Below are 17,716 nucleotides of genomic sequence, written 5' to 3' on the forward strand. Positions count from 1 at the left end.
CCCTTCTGAAGCTCGGCGCGTCTTCAAAGAATGCCGAGTTTTGGAGACCATTTTGCGATTGTGTGTACACGTCTGGCTCACCGGACCTCAAACCGTACGGTTTTCCTTGGAATTCCAATGACGGGAAACCCGCTCTATTCGACCTGAGTACGCACAATCGCAAGATGCCTTTGAAACGATAACGTTTCACGGCCAGAATCGCACCAGACGGATGCGAGACGGCGCTTGCACATGCATTCCCGAACTGGAAAATGCAATGTCCTGCACATTACATGTACAGCCTGCGCATAATCGCCTCCAGAACATGGTCCGGAAGGAGGCGTTTGATTTGCATGAGAACCTTATAGGAAGAGCCCACAACGACGCGCACCGGAGGATTCCGCTTGGAGAGCGTTGCGGCGACGGCTTTTGCCACGATTTCCGGCCCGCCGCCGGTTTGCTCGTCATGCTCCATCTGCCCGACCGAGTGTGAGAGTTCCCTAGTATATGGAGAATTCTTCGATTCGGCCACCACGCGAGCTTTCGTGAATCCTGTGGATAGGTCGCCCGGTTCGATGATGGTGGCGGTAACGCCGTGACGATGGCATTCCAGTCGCAACGCTTCCACGTAGCGTTCCAGCGCGGCTTTTGTGGACGAGTAATGCGACTGGAAAGGTATGCCGATCCGACCGGCAATCGATCCGATGACGACGATTTTGCCGATTCTGTGATTATGTGCGGCGGTTTTCCGCAAAAGCGGCATGGCGGCTGCGTTCACCTGCAGCACACCGAAATAATTGACTTCGAACTGACGTTTCGCCGCTTCGATCGGCGTGCACTCGGCGGAGCCTGCGATGCTGAATCCGGCGCAATGCACGATCGCGTCCAAACGGGGGAGCGTCGCGATGATTCCGCTTATTTCTGCGGGAACAGTGACATCCATTGATTCGACGATGAGCCGTCCCTTGCGCTGGGCGGAATCCGTTTCGGCTTTCAGCGCTTCGGCGTTCAATCCGACCGCAATCACCGTGTTGCCTTGTTCGGCGAGCAGTCGCGCCGTCGCCAATCCGATACCGCTCGTACCGCCGGTAATCAGAATGACCGGCATCCCATCATCGTTAATCCGTTCCATGGGACTCATTATGTCATCAAGAACCTCAATGCATCATCCATTTAACAGACATGCCGTAAAGGCAAGCCATACCCCTGCATTAATCTTCGAAGTCGGTTCCCGCATCGGCTTCACGGTACAAGCCTGACGCTCGGATGCATGTCGATTTCCCAACGATCCACGACTCATTGAGGGATTGACGGTTCTGCTTGCATTCATTGAGATGATTACGCCGGATTCCCACCGTTGCATGTGTTCACGCTGTATGATGAAGAACATTCAACGTTGGCGAAAAGGGGCGGGGAACATGGATGTGGCCGTGCGGATGGTGCCTTCGGCGGCATCGCAATTGGTCACTGCGCAAGAGGCATGCGAACAGTATGCTCGCCGGATGCCCAAACAGGTTCGCTTCATCTGCCCCTGCTGCGGACGGCCGGTAGATGCTTTCGCTTTCCACAACGACATACGGCCGTCTCTGCGCGGGCATAGGACGGCAGGCGCTCAATCACCGCATTTTCGGCATCGTAAAAATGACGAATGGGCGAAAAGTTGTGAATTGTATCGGACGGGAACTTCAAACGAATCCAGCCATTATATTCCACCTCTGCTCATGTTTCTGCGTAGGATTGACCCGTCTTCCAATCATTTCCGCATCGAAATCGGATTTCGCAGGCGTGGCATTCGCAGACAGTATCATCCTTTTCAAGAAAACGATGTCGTAACGGTCGACGGCACCGAATATTCGCTGGCAGCGTTGATGCGGTCGCGCTCGAATCATGTCGTCATCAATGGTCCGACATTCGATTTGCGAAAGCGCATTACGATTCCGGCACGCTGGGAGAAAACAGTGGACAGGGTAGAGAATGCTTCCGACGTGTTCATCTTTTCGGATGTTTTTGGCGGGAATGGCGGCCGTCGTCTGCCGTGGGGGTCCAGCATGCTGCTGGGCGAATATTATTTTCTTGTTGTTGAGCGTTCGCTTGAGCGCAAAATGTATTCGCTGTTCCACAGTATATTGCCTGCCGGTTCGATTCGACGTAAGAAGGGTGGCGATCTTGGCGTATATCGCGTTTGCGTTCAGCCGAACGCCAGCAATATCAGAGACGTTGATGATTGGCTGTATGACCGTGGATACAATCTTGCCGGCTTCGACAGGGAGGCGCGATTGCTGTGGCCTCCAAGCCTGCAGGCTTCCGGCGTGGATGAGCCGTTGTTCCTGGAATCCATTCCCGTCTATCAGGCGCCGTTCAAGACCGGAGCGGACCCTGATAAAGATGGACGGCTTGTGCGGAAGGATTTCACGGGCGAACGCCAATCCGATCTGCGCGCCGTCAAGCTTCTCGACTGCGATTTCGGATCATCGTCCTGCAGTGAAATGCTGGGCGATTGCCTTCTGTTCAAGCCGGGCGAATTCCTGCCTTGGAAGGCAGTCAATCTGGCGTACACGCAGCCGGGTGAAATCCACCCAATGCCTGTGGACCAGAACATAGGCCAGACTGTAAGCGATACCGCAATCCGGAAAGAATCGCAGCCGTCTGAAACCGACGTTCCGATTGTCGAGGCCAATGCCGATTCCGTAACCGATGAAGATAGTATGGCGAAGATACCGTCTGTGCCATGCACGACCTTCGCTGCAATGCCCGTATGCAGTCGAGGCATGTGTATTGCACGTCGACGCAATGGAGAAGCCGTCGCTTATACGACATCGATTGGAGTTAGCGTCACACAAAGACGAGGGGAGGCTGTCTGATGGCTTGGATGAATGATTCGCAGTTCACGCGGGAATCAGTGTGCTTGGCACAGCGCAATTCGCGTGGTGGAATCAACTACCTGATGCGCATCATGGATTATCGTACTGATTTGCAGGGCAATCCTTCCTATGAATGGGTGTACAGGCCCGTCTCGTATGGCGAGCTGCAAAACGGCAGCGGCATCGCCGACGACCCGTTTTCCTTGTACAGCCGTGAATTGGTCGAATCCGTGGAGCGCGCCGACACGGATTTCGCGTTTGTGCAATGGGGGCCGCGCGATGAGGCGCCGAACCGCCCTTTGGTGCGGCCGATACCTGACCAGCCTTATGCGGATACGCCGAAAATCTATGAAGTGATCGATTGTCCTGCGGTCAATTCGTCGGCCGAGCTTCGTGCCGCGCTTCAACAAGGCTGGGAGTATGACGGACTTCCTACGGACCAGGTGCTGTTCATCTACGCCGAGCATGATGAAGACCTCGATGCTGCGCTTATCGACCGCACCTCATTGGATGCCTCCAATGGAAGAATTCGCTTGCGCGGCCGTGGCCCGGTGGACGTGCCACGCTATACGTTTACGAGAAAACACGTGAAGGTATTGCCTAAGCACCTGTTCGGCAACCGCCTGGTATTCGATAGTCCCGTTCTACCGTCCAGTACAGGTAAAGTGCTGCTGCGGCCGTTCGAAGAATATGCGGATGATTATGTGCGATGGTTTTTCGAGCGGGAACGCATTCCGCTGAGTGAGCTTGAGCTAGATCATGTGCGTGTGATTCTGGAAACCGCATTGAATTCGCCTTCGCGGCTGGAAGAATATACCGGCTTCCGCCCGCACACAGGCGATAAAGCGAAGTTGAACAGATTAGTGGCTCGGACGTTGGATGAACGTGACGGGTTAATGGATTCCCTGATCCATGAATCATTGCAGAACAACGATGATTTTGCGAATCGTTTTCGCGATGAGCTGCTTGCCGGCATGGATGAGAGAATCAAGGCCAAGCAGCAAGAGCTGCAGACCATTGAGGACAATGTACAGCATGCCACTGCCGAGAACGAGCAGTTGATGAGCCTTCATGACGAGCTTCAGCAGGAAATCGACAAGCGGAATGCGGAGCTTGCCCAGCTTCGCGAAGAGCAGGATTCCTTTACCAGCCGTTTCGAATCTGATATCGCGTTGCGGCTTGGATTGAAGACCATCGCCAACGCGGTTGTGCGGACGAATTCGCAGGCTGGCGGCAGCAACAGCAACAGCAGCTTGCCGACGGAAAGCCCCAAGACAGCAGCAGGCGTGCGTTTGCAACCACAGCCTTTGCGATCGTATGCTTCGGTTTTCGAACGTCACACCGTTGAAGCGGTATTCGAAAAGAACATGCATGATGCAGGCCTGATATCCACGAATAACAATGTGTTGCAATGCGGCGAATTCGCGTCGAATATGCTGCTCACATTACAGCATTGCCGTATTCTCGCTTTGGATTCGGCAATCGTCGCTCCCGTCGCCAGCGCGTTATCGTATGCGCAATATGGAACGGCCGCCCAACATGCCAGCATTCCTCAAGACTGGAATGACACCAACGAATTGAATCGCATATTGAAGAATGCTGAAGGGGGAGTGCTTGTTCTGGATAATGTTTTCGACACCGTCAACGAGAGCCTACTGTTCACCTTGGCGCGCTGCAAGCCTGCCGCCACGCTGATCGTGCCGGTTGGCGCCTATGACAATCTGAAACTGTTCGCCAAAGAAATCTGGAACAGCGTATTCTACGTGCCATCCGAACAGTTCGTCCATATACCAGCGCATCCGGCAAGCATGGCTCAATCAACCTACAAACCGACCGCAGCGAGCTTCAACGCAAAAGAGACCGGGAGAACAATCAAACAACTTTACAACGGCAAGCTTAATGCCGCCCTTGCAATGCCATCATTGGCAATGCCGGCGTCCATTCTCAGCTCTTTTGCGGATCGCGATCAGGGCATGCGTTGGATCACTCCGCATATCGCCTTGCAGCTTCGCGCCACCGTCGGCGCGCAGCAGGCTCGCGAGATCATGCAACACTGGAAGCATGGCGAGGGGCTTATGCTGCTCAACCGCATCGGAGAGAACACGCATGCGTAACAGTCTTATCGATGACATGGCGTTCGACCTGCGCATCGAGCAGGCTGATGGCGAATCCTTCGAGCATTTCAGCTGCCGCGTAGCATGGTCCGGCATACGCTTTTGGATGCAGGCCTACTGTTTGGATGACGGATATGGCGGCATCTACGGTGTAAGCCGCAGCACCATCGAACGTAAGACCACTCGCTGGCTCAACAATCTTGCCGACTCCTACCCGGCAATACGCAAATGGTTCGGGCTAAAAGCGACCAAATCACAATGTGCAAGCAATATTTGTTCCATGCTGATTGCGGCAGGCGATTTGAAGTCCACGCCTGAAAACCTCTACCGCTGCACGCAGCCGCACACTACACCGATTACCGAACATTATGATGCGATACTCGGATTGACCGATCCCACGCATATGACCATGCCGACATACCCGATATCCGGCATGATGCATGCGGCCCCGCACGAGACTGATGCGAGCGCGAACAGCATCGTTCAGACGCAGGAGCCTGTTGCTGCGCAGCCGCATTCAAGGACGCGTGCACAGGCGAGCTCCGGCAAGTTCGAGAAGGCAGAATTTCAGTCGATAGATTCGCGACACATACAGATTACGCTGCCGACGACATTGCAATCGCTGCCTGAAAAGCAGCAGCGATGGATCGCCATGATGACCTGGCCTTACCAGAACGCCGACGATCAGACAACACGATGGCTGCGCTCGCAGTATGAGCCGATTCTGCGGTCTTTGCTGGCGCAGTGCAGCATTGCTTGCGCTTAGTGGCTTTTACATATACAGCTTGCGCATGATTATTTCCACGGCACAATCGGAGAGGAGACGTTTGCCACAATTTCTGGTCCGTCGTCGGTTTATTCGCCAGACAAAAGATTATATAAGGTCATTTTGATTCGATTCGTCTTTGGTGTATTCTGAAATATTTCGCGGGATTATGATGATGCTGAGGAGGAACCTGATGGCAGCTGCTTATGGGGCGGAGCGACCGGATACGGAGCGGTATCGCCTGTCGTTTACCGTTGGCGGGCTGCTCATGGAGCAAAGCAGAATCATCGCACGGTTATTCCTTGAGGAACAGTCGCACGAGGAACAGCCGTTTGAAAAGCAGCTGTCCGAAAAACAATCGCCGGGCAACAGGCAGTTAAACGACATCGAGGTGGGGGAACGGATCGGCATCATCCGGAAACGTGCCGTTGAGGAAAACGTATTGTCGGTTCGCACAAGAGCGGCAACAAGCCGCATGGTCAGTGAAGTGCTCAAGCGCGTAAGCGCGTTGACGTTCAGGGAACTCACGGCATTGGCGGACAACGACACCTTCGCCTCGGATTGCCGCACCCTGATGTGGATGGCGATGTGCCGGTACTACGCTTTCATCGGGGACTTCGCCGAAGAGGTGCTGCGCGAACGTTACCGACTCGGCGAAATGACCATTTCATACGAGGAGTATGACCGGTTCGTTTTCTCCAAGTCGATGTGGCATCCCGAGTTGGATGGGTTGAGCGAGGCAACGAAGAAAAAGCTCCGCGGCAATGTGTTCAAAGCCATGCGTGAAGCGGATCTGATTGAAGCCAACACCAACACGATTATGCCTTCTATAATCAGTCCGAGCATGCGTGATCTGCTGTCGCACAGGCCGGAGTCTTTCCGTTTCTTCCCTTTGAGGGAGACGTTCTGACCAACGGGCGTTATAGCGAACAACACGCACCAGCATCCGTCGTACCGGCCGTTTCGTATGCTTGAATAGACTGTGTCCATGCAGTTGTGAGCTGACGTAACGGGAGAGAAACGATGACTGATTCCACGCCGGGATTGGATGCAGCGGTAAGCGAACGGCGTGATCTGGACACGGAATTCAGCGCGTTGTATCGCATAATGAGGAATCGCAGTTTCCGTAACAGCACCAATATGGGCGGCGAGCAGGCGTTCTACATTTACGATTATCCACCTGCACAGGAGTTGGAGGCTCGTGGCCATATCGCGAAGCTCGCTTCGCAATTGCAGACCATGACTCCCGAAGAGCCTGATGATTATGCGCCGAAAGTGCTGATTATCGATCTATACGATGTTGCTATCGATATTCTTGAGCAGCGCGGTAGATTGAATCAAATACTGGAAAAAGAACCGCAGCGGCACACAGTCATGTCTTCAAATGCCAGACAAGATAAATTTCTATCCATGTTGGACCCCATTCTTGGGGCCGACACGGACCTATTGCCCAATGCGATCCGTGACCGTTATGTTGACGCGCGGGAGCAGGGCGACGCGGATCTTGTGTTCATTACCGGCGTGGGCAAAGTGTATCCGATCGTCCGCGCGCATATGCTGCTGGAGATGCTGCAAGGGCGTATCGATGATTGCCCTCTGGTGATGTTTTATCCTGGCCGTTTTGAAAGCAATTCCGTCTCCGGTTCGACGATGAGCCTGTTTGAATGCGTGCCTGCGGAAAACTACTACCGGGCAAGAAGCTTGAGGGAGATGATTGCCCATCAAGCATGACAGCATTCCTTTGATTTGACGCAGCATCGACGGCATCCGATGATATGCGCCGACCACATGTAATTAATTCCATTCACACATCACAAGGCAATAAAGGATCCCGATCATGGCAAGCACTTCATTGAACATCAACGCTGATATGAAGCTCGAAGACCTGTTCGTCAAGGATATCGACAAGAAAATCAACGGCGTCATCAAAGCCAATGACGAGAAGGAACTTCGCGATGAGGTGAATGAGTATGTGCTTACGGATGAGATTCAGCTGAATCTGCTGAATTTTTTGGAGGAGTACAATGATCCGGCGAATCATTCGACTAATGGCGCTTGGATTTCGGGCTTCTTCGGTTCCGGTAAATCGCATTTGCTTAAGATGCTGTCGCATATTCTGGGTGACGTGCCGCGCTCTTTGGTCAATGGCAATGACGGTTCGCTGACTCGTGATGACATTGTTCGCACGTTCATCCGCAAGGCCGGTGAGCAGAATAATGAGATGCTTGCCGGCTCGTTGGAACGTACGCTGACGATTCCGGCCACGTCCATTCTGTTCAATATCGATCAGAAGGCCGGTCAAAGCAATGATGATGCGCTGCTGTACGCATTCAGACGCGTGTTTGATGAAGCGTGCGGATATTTCGGCAAGATTCCGTTTTTGGCGCAGTTCGAGCGCGATCTTGACAAGCGCGATCAACTTGAGGAGTTCAAGCGGCAATTCGCGCATTTTGCCGGACAATCCTGGGAAGAGGGCCGCAGCGACACGATTCTTGTGGATGATGAAATCGGCAAGGCTTATGCCGCGGTGACCGGGGGAACGGAACGGGATAACATCATCGAACGGTATGAAAGCACGGATACAAGCTACAGTGTCGATGATTTCACCAATACCGTGAAGGAATGGCTTGATCAGCAGGCGCCGAATCATAGAATCGTGTTTCTGGTTGATGAAGTCGGTCAGTTCATTGGCTCTCAGACCCAGCGCATGCTGAATCTGCAGACCATTGCGGAGGATCTGGCATCCAAGACGAATAACCGTGCGTGGGTGGTGGTCACTTCGCAGGAGGATATGGACACCATCGTCGGTGATATGTCGAAGCGGCAGAGCTTTGATTTTTCAAAGATCCAGGCTCGTTTCGCGATCAAATTGAAGTTGAACAGCGCGGATGTCATCGAAGTGATCCAGAAGCGTCTGCTGGCCAAGAAAGACAGCGTCATGCCGGTTATGGACGCGCTTTGGGATGAGCAGAACGCGAATCTGCGTACCATGTTCGAATTCACCGGCGGTGAGAAGTTCAGCAATAACCGCGCCTATGACGCCGAGGATTTCATAGCGTCGTATCCGCTGGTGAACTATGAGTTCGAATTGTTCCAGTCGGCGCTTCGCGGCATGAGCGAGTTCAATATGTTCGAGGGCCGTCATGCGTCGGTGGGCGAGCGTTCCATGCTGTCCGTGGTCAGCTCCGCGTTGCGTGAGTCGAAGGATCGCAAGGTCGGCGACATTATTCCGTTCGACAAGCTGTATGACGGCATTCGCGATACGTTGCGAAGCACGTCGAATTTCCGCATTCATGATGCGCAGGAACGTCTCGAACCGGATGTGAATGAGATCGGCGTGCGTATTCTTAAAGTGCTGCTGATGGTCAAGCATGTGGACAGCTTCGCTGCGACGCCATCCAATTTGAGGATTCTTCTTACCGACCATTTCAACACCAATGTGGCCGAATTGGATGCGCGGATTAGTAAGGCGTTGGACAGTCTCGAACGGAATACGTATGTGCAGCGCAACGGTAATACGTATTGTTATCTGACCAATGAAGAGCAGGACGTCGAAAAGGAAATCAAGAACACCGACGTCGATCCCGTACGAGTATCGAGAACGATGAACCAAATCATCGTTCAGGATATCATCGGTTCGACGACGGTTCTTTATGGCCCGCAAAAAGCATCGTTTTCTTTCGGTGTGCGCATCGATCAGACCCCGTTTATGTCATCGGCCAAACGTCAAATCTGGTTGGATATCATCACGTCTCGTGATAAGGGCGATAGAGAAAACGCCGTTCTTCAATCATCCGGCGTGCGTGATTCCATCACTTTACTGTTGAGCGACCGTGACGCCACGTTGCTTTACGATTTGAATCAATATGAAAAGACGAAGGCGTTTCTTGCGCATCAGGGAGGCAAGAACCCTTCTGAAACACGCAAACGCATTATCGAAAACCGTCAGACAGCGAATGGGGAGTTGTACAAATCCCTGATAGAACGCTTTAAAGCCGCTATCAGCGAAGGTCAGTTTGCCTATAACGGCAGTTTGGTCGAAATAAAGGCTTCTGATGCTTTGATGCGCATCAATGAAGCGCTGCAACTGCTGGTCAGCAAATATTACACGAATTTCGCCCTACTTGACGGAGCAAAATATGAGGAAAAGGAATTGTCCGCTTTCCTTGCGAATGACGACACTCTCGACATCACCGTCCAGGAGAAGATCGAAACGCCCGCCGCGGAAGTATTGTCGTTCGTTCAGCGGAAGCAAAAACAGGAAAACCTGGATGCAACGGTTAAGACGATTGTGGAGGAATTCTCCAATGCACCGTACGGCTGGCCGTATCCTGCGACTTTGGCGTGTCTGACCTATCTGTACGGGAAGGATCGGCTTACGCTGATGCTGGACGGTAAACCGGTGGAGCGGACGGCTGCCATCAAAGTGCTGCGCGATACAAAAAAGCAGGAATCCATCCACGTTTCATTGCCGCGTACCTTTGATGAGCATCTGGTACGTAAATTGCGTGATTTTGCAACCGAGTTCTTGGACATGCATTCTTCTGACCTGCCCACGTCACCGCTTGACATGGCCATCATGATCAAAAGCGGATTGGAAGCCAAGGCGGAACGTCTATGCACGCTGCAAACGGCGAATTCATCCTTCACGTTCATGGACATGCTGGATGAGCCGATCAGTCGGATCCGATATGCGGCCAACCAGTCTGAAATCTGGCTGTTGGAGACTTTCACCGATACCGCCGACAACGACAATGTGAATGTTGATGAGCTGCTGGATGATAACGACAATATCATTAGGCCAATTTCCGAGTTCATCCATGGCTCGCAGTCCAAAATGCTGAAAGACAGCACCACTTGGCTGCAGAACAATGCCACGAATATCGAGGTCGCTTCCGCGGAAATCCAGCAGTTGAACGAGCAGGCCCGCATTCTTGCCACCGATCGCAATATTTTCCGCGGGAAAAAGATAAACCAGCTGAAAAATACAATTGATGAATTGCGCGAAAAGATCCAGAACTTCGTGGACAACAAGCGCGATATGGCTGTGTCGTCCATGCAGGATTTCCGCTCTCAACTGCAGGATGGCGAAACATTCGTGAACGCCACCGATGAGGTGCAGGCACAGGCGTTGCATTCAGTGGACAAGACCATTGATTCAATCAAACAAGCTTCACTTGTGGTGGTCATGCAGCGTGAGGTTAATACGTTCAAGGAAGTGACGTACCCTAAGCTGATCGATATGCTGGCGAAATCCGCAGAGCCCGTTCTTCCGGAAACACCCGCCGAACCGAATGACGTCTCACCGTCCGCTCCCGCGCCGGAGCCGGCACCGCCTGTTGTGAAGAAGACCGTGACGATTACGCAGATTCACCGTCCGCACACCAAGGATGTGCTGGAAAACGCCGATGATGTGGATGCGTTCCTGAATACGTACCGTCAGGAGCTGATCGCCGCCCTTGACGAAGGCAAGCGCATTCTTTTGATCTGACGCCGCCGGCAAGGCAACACAATAAGCAATATGACCAACCACACGAACCGATGAAGGGCATGGAGTGATGAACACCTCGAAATTACAGTCGTTTGCTATGGACGCTCGTCAGCAGTTGATGCGTGCGGTGCAGGCGAAGCTGAATGCCGCATTGCAGCCGAATTCCTCGGCTCGTGTGGACATGCCGGAGGTTCTCCAACTGCTTGCGAACGAAATCACAATGCATGGAGGCGGCAAAGAAGGCCAGCAGTATGTGGTGGAGCATTACGCGTATCGCTGGTTCAACCGTATTGTCGCATTCCGTTATATGGATGTGCATGATTACACGTCGCCGCATGTGGTGTCCGCGATGAACGTGACGGATACGGTCGCGTTGCCGGAGATTCTGACCGCCGCCAAACGCGGCGAATATGATCCGAATATTTTCGACGATTCCGATAAGGTAAACGCACGGCTGCGCAACACCATCGAGGGTTTGTTCAATGGCACGGTGCAGTCAGATGATCCCCAGGGCCAGGCGTACGGCTTGTTGATGCAGGCAGCCTGCCATTATTGGAGCAAGTCGATGCCGTTCATGTTCGAAAGCAGGACGAATGTGGATCGTGTGGACGAGCTGCTGATGCCTGCGGACTTGCTGGCTCCGGATTCCGCATTGCGCAAAGCTGTCGAGGTGATAACGCCCGAGGATTGCATCGTCGATTATGACGATGCCGATGAAGCCTCCAATGTCGAAATCATCGGCTGGCTGTACCAGTTTTATATCGCCGAGCGTAAAGACGAGGTGATGGCCGGTTTCAAAAAGAACAAGAAAGCCGGTCCAGCTGAAATTCCCGCTGCGACACAGTTGTTTACGCCGGATTGGATCGTGCGCTACTTGGTGCAGAATACGGTAGGGCGTTTGTGGATGCAGAACCATCCCGAATCCGAACTGTATCGTCAGTGGGAATACTATATTCCGCCCACTGATGGGAACACTCAGGACTATTTGCATATCACGTCGCCGGAAGAGCTGACGGTATGCGATCCGGCCTGCGGTTCCGGCCATATGCTCACGTACGCGTTTGATGTGCTGTATTCGATCTATGAAGAGGAAGGCTATAGTCCAAGCGAGATTCCCCAGCTGATTCTGAAGCATAACCTTTTCGGCATGGAGATCGACGAGCGCGCGGCCACACTCGCCAGATTCGCTTTGACGATGAAGGCCCGCGAAAAGTCCCGCCGCTTCTTCCGCAATCCGGTTGAACCGCATATCGAACAGATTACAAAGGTGGAGAATTTCACTGCATCCGAAGTGGACTCGTTGAACGACCATTACGGGGTTATGCTTGGCAGCGAGGAATGGAATCTGTATGCGAACGCCGACATATACGGTTCGCTGATTCAGCCGAGCAGAGCACTGGCGGAAGCAGCAGCGAAAGCCTGCGACACGGAAGAAAATGAATTCGGTACGAGCCATGTTGAAAGCTTCACACTCGTCGACCGCGCTGGCGTTGTTTTCCGACATACCCGATATCTGACGCGCAAGTATGCTGTCATGGTCGCCAACCCGCCATACATGGGTTCGAAGAATATGAATTCTGAATTAAAAAACTTTGTGAATGAGGTTTACACTTTAGGTAATAAAGATTTAATGACCTGTTTTATGCTCAGGGCAAGTATACTTGTTTTGCCGCAAGGATATTGGGGAATGATTAATCTTCCTTCATGGACATCACTATCATCTTTCTCTGAGCTACGTAATCATCTACTGACTACTTCACATATTGATTCTTTTATTGATTTAGGTCGTGGCATATTTGGTTCCGATTTTGGTAGCGTTGCATTTGTAATTCATCAATCAACTAGTGATGAATGCGCTGGACTTTACAGAAGATTATTTGAAAAACATGTCGATGTTCGTTCTGTCGAAACTATACGTCAGCTTTTCTTAAACAAAAAATACAATACTTATATTGTAGACCAACAGGATTTTGCTCAAATTCCTGGCAGCCCAATCGCGTATTGGGTATCTGATACATTTCGTGCCGTCTTCTTCAATAATCCTAGTCTTATAGAAATTGCAGCGCCTAAACAAGGACTGGCAACGGGGAATAACGATCGTTTTCTACGCTTTTGGTGGGAAGTATCGACTAATAATATCGGACTTGGAATGAATTCACGAGCTGCCGCAAAAGAAAGCGGACGCAAATGGTTCCCGTGTAACAAGGGCGGAGACTTTCGTAGATGGTATGGGAATCGAGAATACATCGTCAATTGGAAAAATGACGGATCTGAATTACAGCATTTTCGTCCCCATTCGGTGATTCGTAATGCGCAGTTTTATTTTCGTGGTGGACTAACTTGGAGTACATTATCAACGGGCGATTTTGCAATGAGAATCAGTCCTGAAGGAACACTGTTTGAAACCAAAGGATCCGTATGTTTCCCAAATGATATGAATCAAATATCATATTTGCTGGGTCTGCTCAATTCCTCTGTTGTTCAAGCTATCCTGCAAATATTATCTCCCACAATTGACTATCATGAGGGTCCTCTTGGGAAAGTACCCATTGCCATAGTGGCTCGAGACTACAAAGAAATATCGGCAAATGCCGATCAATCAGCGCAAACTGCAAAAAGGGACTGGAATTCATACGAAACATCGGAGGATTTCCAAAACTCAGAAATTATTTCTGTCGGTTTAAGAAGACTGACGGATAATAATTCATCGGACAAAACTTTAGCCGAAATTATTACGGCCTACACAAAACACCACAATCAATTCGCTGTCGAACAACAATCTCGTGAAATTGAAAATAACGAACTTGTTGCCGACGCGTATGGAGTGCGAGGCGAAGTGCCATGCGATGTGCCGATTGAACGAGTGTCGTTGAAACGTAATCCGGCGTTTACGTATCCGAATAAAACGCCGGAGGAACGCGATGCGTTGTTTGCCGTCGACCTTGTCAAAGAGCTTATCTCCTATGCGGTCGGCTGCATGTTCGGCCGGTATTCGCTTGACAAGCCAGGGCTGATTCTTGCTTCCCAAGATGAGACGATTGCCGATTATCATGCGCGGATTCCTGAACCAACGTTTGAGCCTGACGCTGATAATGTCATTCCGATTACGGCCGATGATTATTTTGAGGACGATATCGTCGCGCGTTTCCACAAATTCGTATCGGTGGTGTTTGGCGAAAATACGCTGCGACAAAACATCGACTATATTGAACAGGCTTTGGGCAAGGATCTGCGTTCGTATTTCATGAACGACTTCTATGCCGACCATGTGAAAATGTATAAGAACCGTCCGATCTATTGGCAGTATTCAAGCAGTTCCACGAATCGTGGAGCGTTCAAGGCCCTGATGTACGTGCACCGGTATACGACGAAGACCCCGAACATCGTACTGAATTATCTTCGCGATTTCGTCGCCAAGATAACGAATCAGGCGGAGCAGTTGGAGAAGTCCGAGCGTATGCAGGACAAGCGCGCTGCCGAAAAACTGCGTAAGGCCATCGCCGAGTGCGAAACGTATGAGGATCAGATTCTGTATCCACTGGCGACGCAGAAGCTTCCCATGGACCTCGATGACGGCGTTCTTGTCAACTATCTGCGTATGGGCGACGCCTTGCAGAAAATCCCCGCCATTGAAAAGAAGCGCAAAGACGTCCAAACCTGGACTTGGCCCCATTACCCACTGCAGCAGGAGCAGTAGGGGAGTATCTGCAGAAAGGCTGAGCATACGCAATACTTTTAGCGAACATGCGATGCCTTAGAGTTTTACTGCGACCGGTACAGAAGACGCATCAAACAGGCACGGCAAAAGGAGTTGGAAGAGTGAGCGGAATCGATCAGGTGTCGAAACTGCTGGCGGAGCGATTCGCTCGGCCGGGGGAGCGCGGACGTATCGTATTCTGGCGCGACACCGCTGGGGATTATGCCGACACTGTCAGCGCCATCGTCGGCGAGGAAGCCACTGATCCCGCTCTGCGGAATGTGGAACTGATTCGCCCATACGACACGTTCGACGGGAAAACCACATACACACCTTTCGCCGCCCGTTACCGTATGACGAAGGAAGAGCCGGATAGTAAATTCCTCGTGTATCTGACCGGTCCTGTTCCGGACGCCAAAGACGATTGGCTGCTGGATATGGAACTGGCATACGGACCGGTGTTTTCGGCGGACCGTCTCACCATGATCGCCACCGAACTGTTGCCGGAGGCATCGCCGGACACCAAACGCGCATGGCTGGAGATCATGCAGCGGACAACCGAGTTCTTCACGAGCGATGCGCGCATCAGCAAGCTCGCTGCGCGACTCACGCCACAGGACGATGCACAGCTGTTCCAAGCGAAGATGATCGCCGTGCTGCTTAATCTCGAAAACGGCAAGCACAGTCTGCAGGATATTTGGCGCAAACTGCTGGAACAGTATGCCGATGACGACGATTCCGGCATCCAACTGATCACCGACATGGGTCTTGCCGACTTCCATTGGCAAGGCACCAAGCATATCTACCATTTCGTCGAAAGCGATTCGAAAGACAAGGCGCCTACGCCGGAGCAAATCGTCGGAGATTTCGTACTGTGGATGTTCGACCTTGCATGGCATGGATTCGACGGAGAGAAAACCGGCATCACACCGTATGCGAATATCAAGCGCGATTTTGAAAACTGGTATAACGACCGTACGTTCACAAGCACATTCAAAGAGCTTGCCCGACGTGCGGTGGAAGGCCTGTCACTGAGTTCCGCCATCGTCGACATGAGCGTTGATGAGCTCGTCACACATGACTATTTCGAGGGAGTCGACGACACGCTCGTGCACAAACTGTACGAGCTCATCTCCACACATGACATCAGCAACGAAACAATCCTGAACATCATCCAGCAGCGCAAAATGCGCCTATGGTACGACGAATACGCCAAGGATTATCAGGCCATCGCCCAAGCCAGCGCATTGCACCAGCAATTGGAGTCAAGCGGCGCCATCATCGATTCCATCAACAGCGCCGAAGACGGATTCGAAAAATACCGCAGGCAGCTGTACAAAGTGGATGCGGCATACCGTTCTTTCATCACCGCATGGAATCAGGTCGGCGATGAAAGAACGGCGATCGCCAAAGACCTCGAACACGACTACTGCGTCTATCAGCGGGAACTCAACCAGACATGGCAGTCGCAAATCGAAAAACTGCCGAAATGGGATATTCCGAACACACCCGCACAATCGGACTTCTACATGAACGTCATCATGCCGGTCACAAAATCCGGCCGTAAGATCGCGGTCATCATTTCCGACGCACTGCGATACGAAGTCGCCCGGGAATTCACGGAACGGCTGAACTCCGAACAGCGCTTCACCGTACAATGCGATGCGCGATACAGCGTACTGCCCTCGTATACGCAGCTGGGCATGGCCGCGCTATTGCCGCATTCCGAACTCGCCTTGAATTCGGACCACGAACACGTGCTAGCTGATGGGCGAAGCACCAAAGGCACGGACAACCGCAACCAGATTCTTTCCGAGGTTGACGGCAGGGCAATCCAAGCCGAAGACTTCAAATCATTGGATCGGATCGCGCGACGCGAACTGATGAAATCCTGCAGCGTGCTATATGTGTATCACAACGTCATCGACAGCACCGGCGACAAGGAAGGCACGGAAGGCGAAACGTTCAACGCATGCGAGCGCGCCATCGCCGATCTCATCAAACTGGTCAAGGATCTCGCCAATGCGAATGTGACGAATATGATCGTCACGGCCGATCATGGATTCCTCTATCAGAATTCCAATATCGGCGATGCCGACTGGCTGAGTGAACAGCCTCAAGGCGATGAGGTCTGGGTCAGGAAGCGTCGTTTCAGCATTGGCGCGAATCTGGCGAAAAGCAATGCTTTCCTGACGTTCACCAGCCAGCAGCTTGGCTTGGCTAATGATGCGGCCGAACATGTGACGGTGCAGATTCCCAATTCGATTCTGCGTATACGCAAGCAGGGGACCGGTACACGTTACGTGCATGGCGGCGCATCGTTGCAGGAGATCGTCGTGCCGGTTGTGCATATCAATAAGGGGCGTACCGCCAACGGTGATATTCGACCGGTTGAATTCGATATTCTGCAGCAGACCGACCGTATTACGTCCGGTCAGATTACCGTTGAATTCTTCCAAAAGGAGCCGGTCGGTGGCAAGCATGTCGAGAGGACCGTGTGGGCCGGCCTGTGGGGCGTGAAGGATGGTAAGCCGATGCTTATCTCCAATGAGACGCCTGTCACGTTCAACATGACGAGCAAGCATTCGCAGGATCGACATCAGCGTGCGACGCTTGTGCTTACCAGTGAAGCCGAACAGTTCAATGGGCATAACGTCGAGCTTCGTCTCCGTGAAGACCAGGCTAAGTCTTCGCAGAAGAAGGTGTTGGATCTGAAAGCAAACTACCTGCTGAAGCGCGGCATAATCGCCGACGACGGCTTCGATTTCGACTAGTCGGCTTGTTTGCCGGGGATTCAAGGCTATACTT

General features: G+C 52.2%; 9 protein-coding genes. 8 read left to right on the top strand and 1 reads right to left on the bottom strand.

Features of this window, described 5'->3' with window-relative positions:
- Nucleotides 1-268 precede the first annotated feature (268 nt).
- Nucleotides 269-1,111, bottom strand: a complete 843-nt coding sequence (locus tag AC1AX7_RS02300; RefSeq protein WP_476508499.1) for an SDR family NAD(P)-dependent oxidoreductase — start codon at nucleotides 1,109-1,111, stop codon at nucleotides 269-271.
- Between the two features lie 286 nt (nucleotides 1,112-1,397).
- On the opposite strand from AC1AX7_RS02300, the gene AC1AX7_RS02305 reads away from it, so the two are divergent.
- From AC1AX7_RS02305 to pglZ, 8 genes are all read left to right on the top strand, one after another.
- Entirely contained in the window at nucleotides 1,398-2,840 is a 1,443-nt protein-coding gene (locus AC1AX7_RS02305) for a competence protein CoiA family protein (RefSeq protein ID WP_476508500.1), read from the top strand.
- 44 nt (nucleotides 2,841-2,884) lie between these two features.
- The gene (locus AC1AX7_RS02310) at nucleotides 2,885-4,954 is read left to right on the top strand and encodes a cell division protein ZapB (RefSeq protein ID WP_476508501.1); all 2,070 of its coding nucleotides are present in this window, start codon (nucleotides 2,885-2,887) and stop codon (nucleotides 4,952-4,954) included.
- Between the two features lie 16 nt (nucleotides 4,955-4,970).
- Complete coding sequence (locus tag AC1AX7_RS02315) at nucleotides 4,971-5,720, top strand: hypothetical protein (protein WP_476508502.1); 750 nt, start codon at nucleotides 4,971-4,973, stop codon at nucleotides 5,718-5,720.
- A 193-nt stretch (nucleotides 5,721-5,913) separates the two neighbouring features.
- A complete protein-coding gene (locus AC1AX7_RS02320) occupies nucleotides 5,914-6,630 on the top strand; it encodes a DUF1819 family protein (protein WP_476508503.1) in 717 nt (238 codons plus the stop codon).
- A 113-nt stretch (nucleotides 6,631-6,743) separates the two neighbouring features.
- Entirely contained in the window at nucleotides 6,744-7,451 is a 708-nt protein-coding gene (locus AC1AX7_RS02325; protein WP_476508504.1) for a DUF1788 domain-containing protein, read from the top strand.
- Between the two features lie 139 nt (nucleotides 7,452-7,590).
- The gene (gene brxC / locus AC1AX7_RS02330; protein WP_476508677.1) at nucleotides 7,591-11,211 is read left to right on the top strand and encodes a BREX system P-loop protein BrxC; all 3,621 of its coding nucleotides are present in this window, start codon (nucleotides 7,591-7,593) and stop codon (nucleotides 11,209-11,211) included.
- Nucleotides 11,212-11,278: 67 nt separating this feature from the next.
- The gene (pglX, locus tag AC1AX7_RS02335) at nucleotides 11,279-14,908 is read left to right on the top strand and encodes a BREX-1 system adenine-specific DNA-methyltransferase PglX (protein WP_476508505.1); all 3,630 of its coding nucleotides are present in this window, start codon (nucleotides 11,279-11,281) and stop codon (nucleotides 14,906-14,908) included.
- Nucleotides 14,909-15,030: 122 nt separating this feature from the next.
- Entirely contained in the window at nucleotides 15,031-17,682 is a 2,652-nt protein-coding gene (gene pglZ, locus AC1AX7_RS02340) for a BREX-1 system phosphatase PglZ type A (protein WP_476508506.1), read from the top strand.
- The last annotated feature ends 34 nt before the right edge of the window (nucleotides 17,683-17,716 follow it).

The sequence above is a fragment of the Bifidobacterium sp. LH_449 genome (assembly GCF_056356755.1).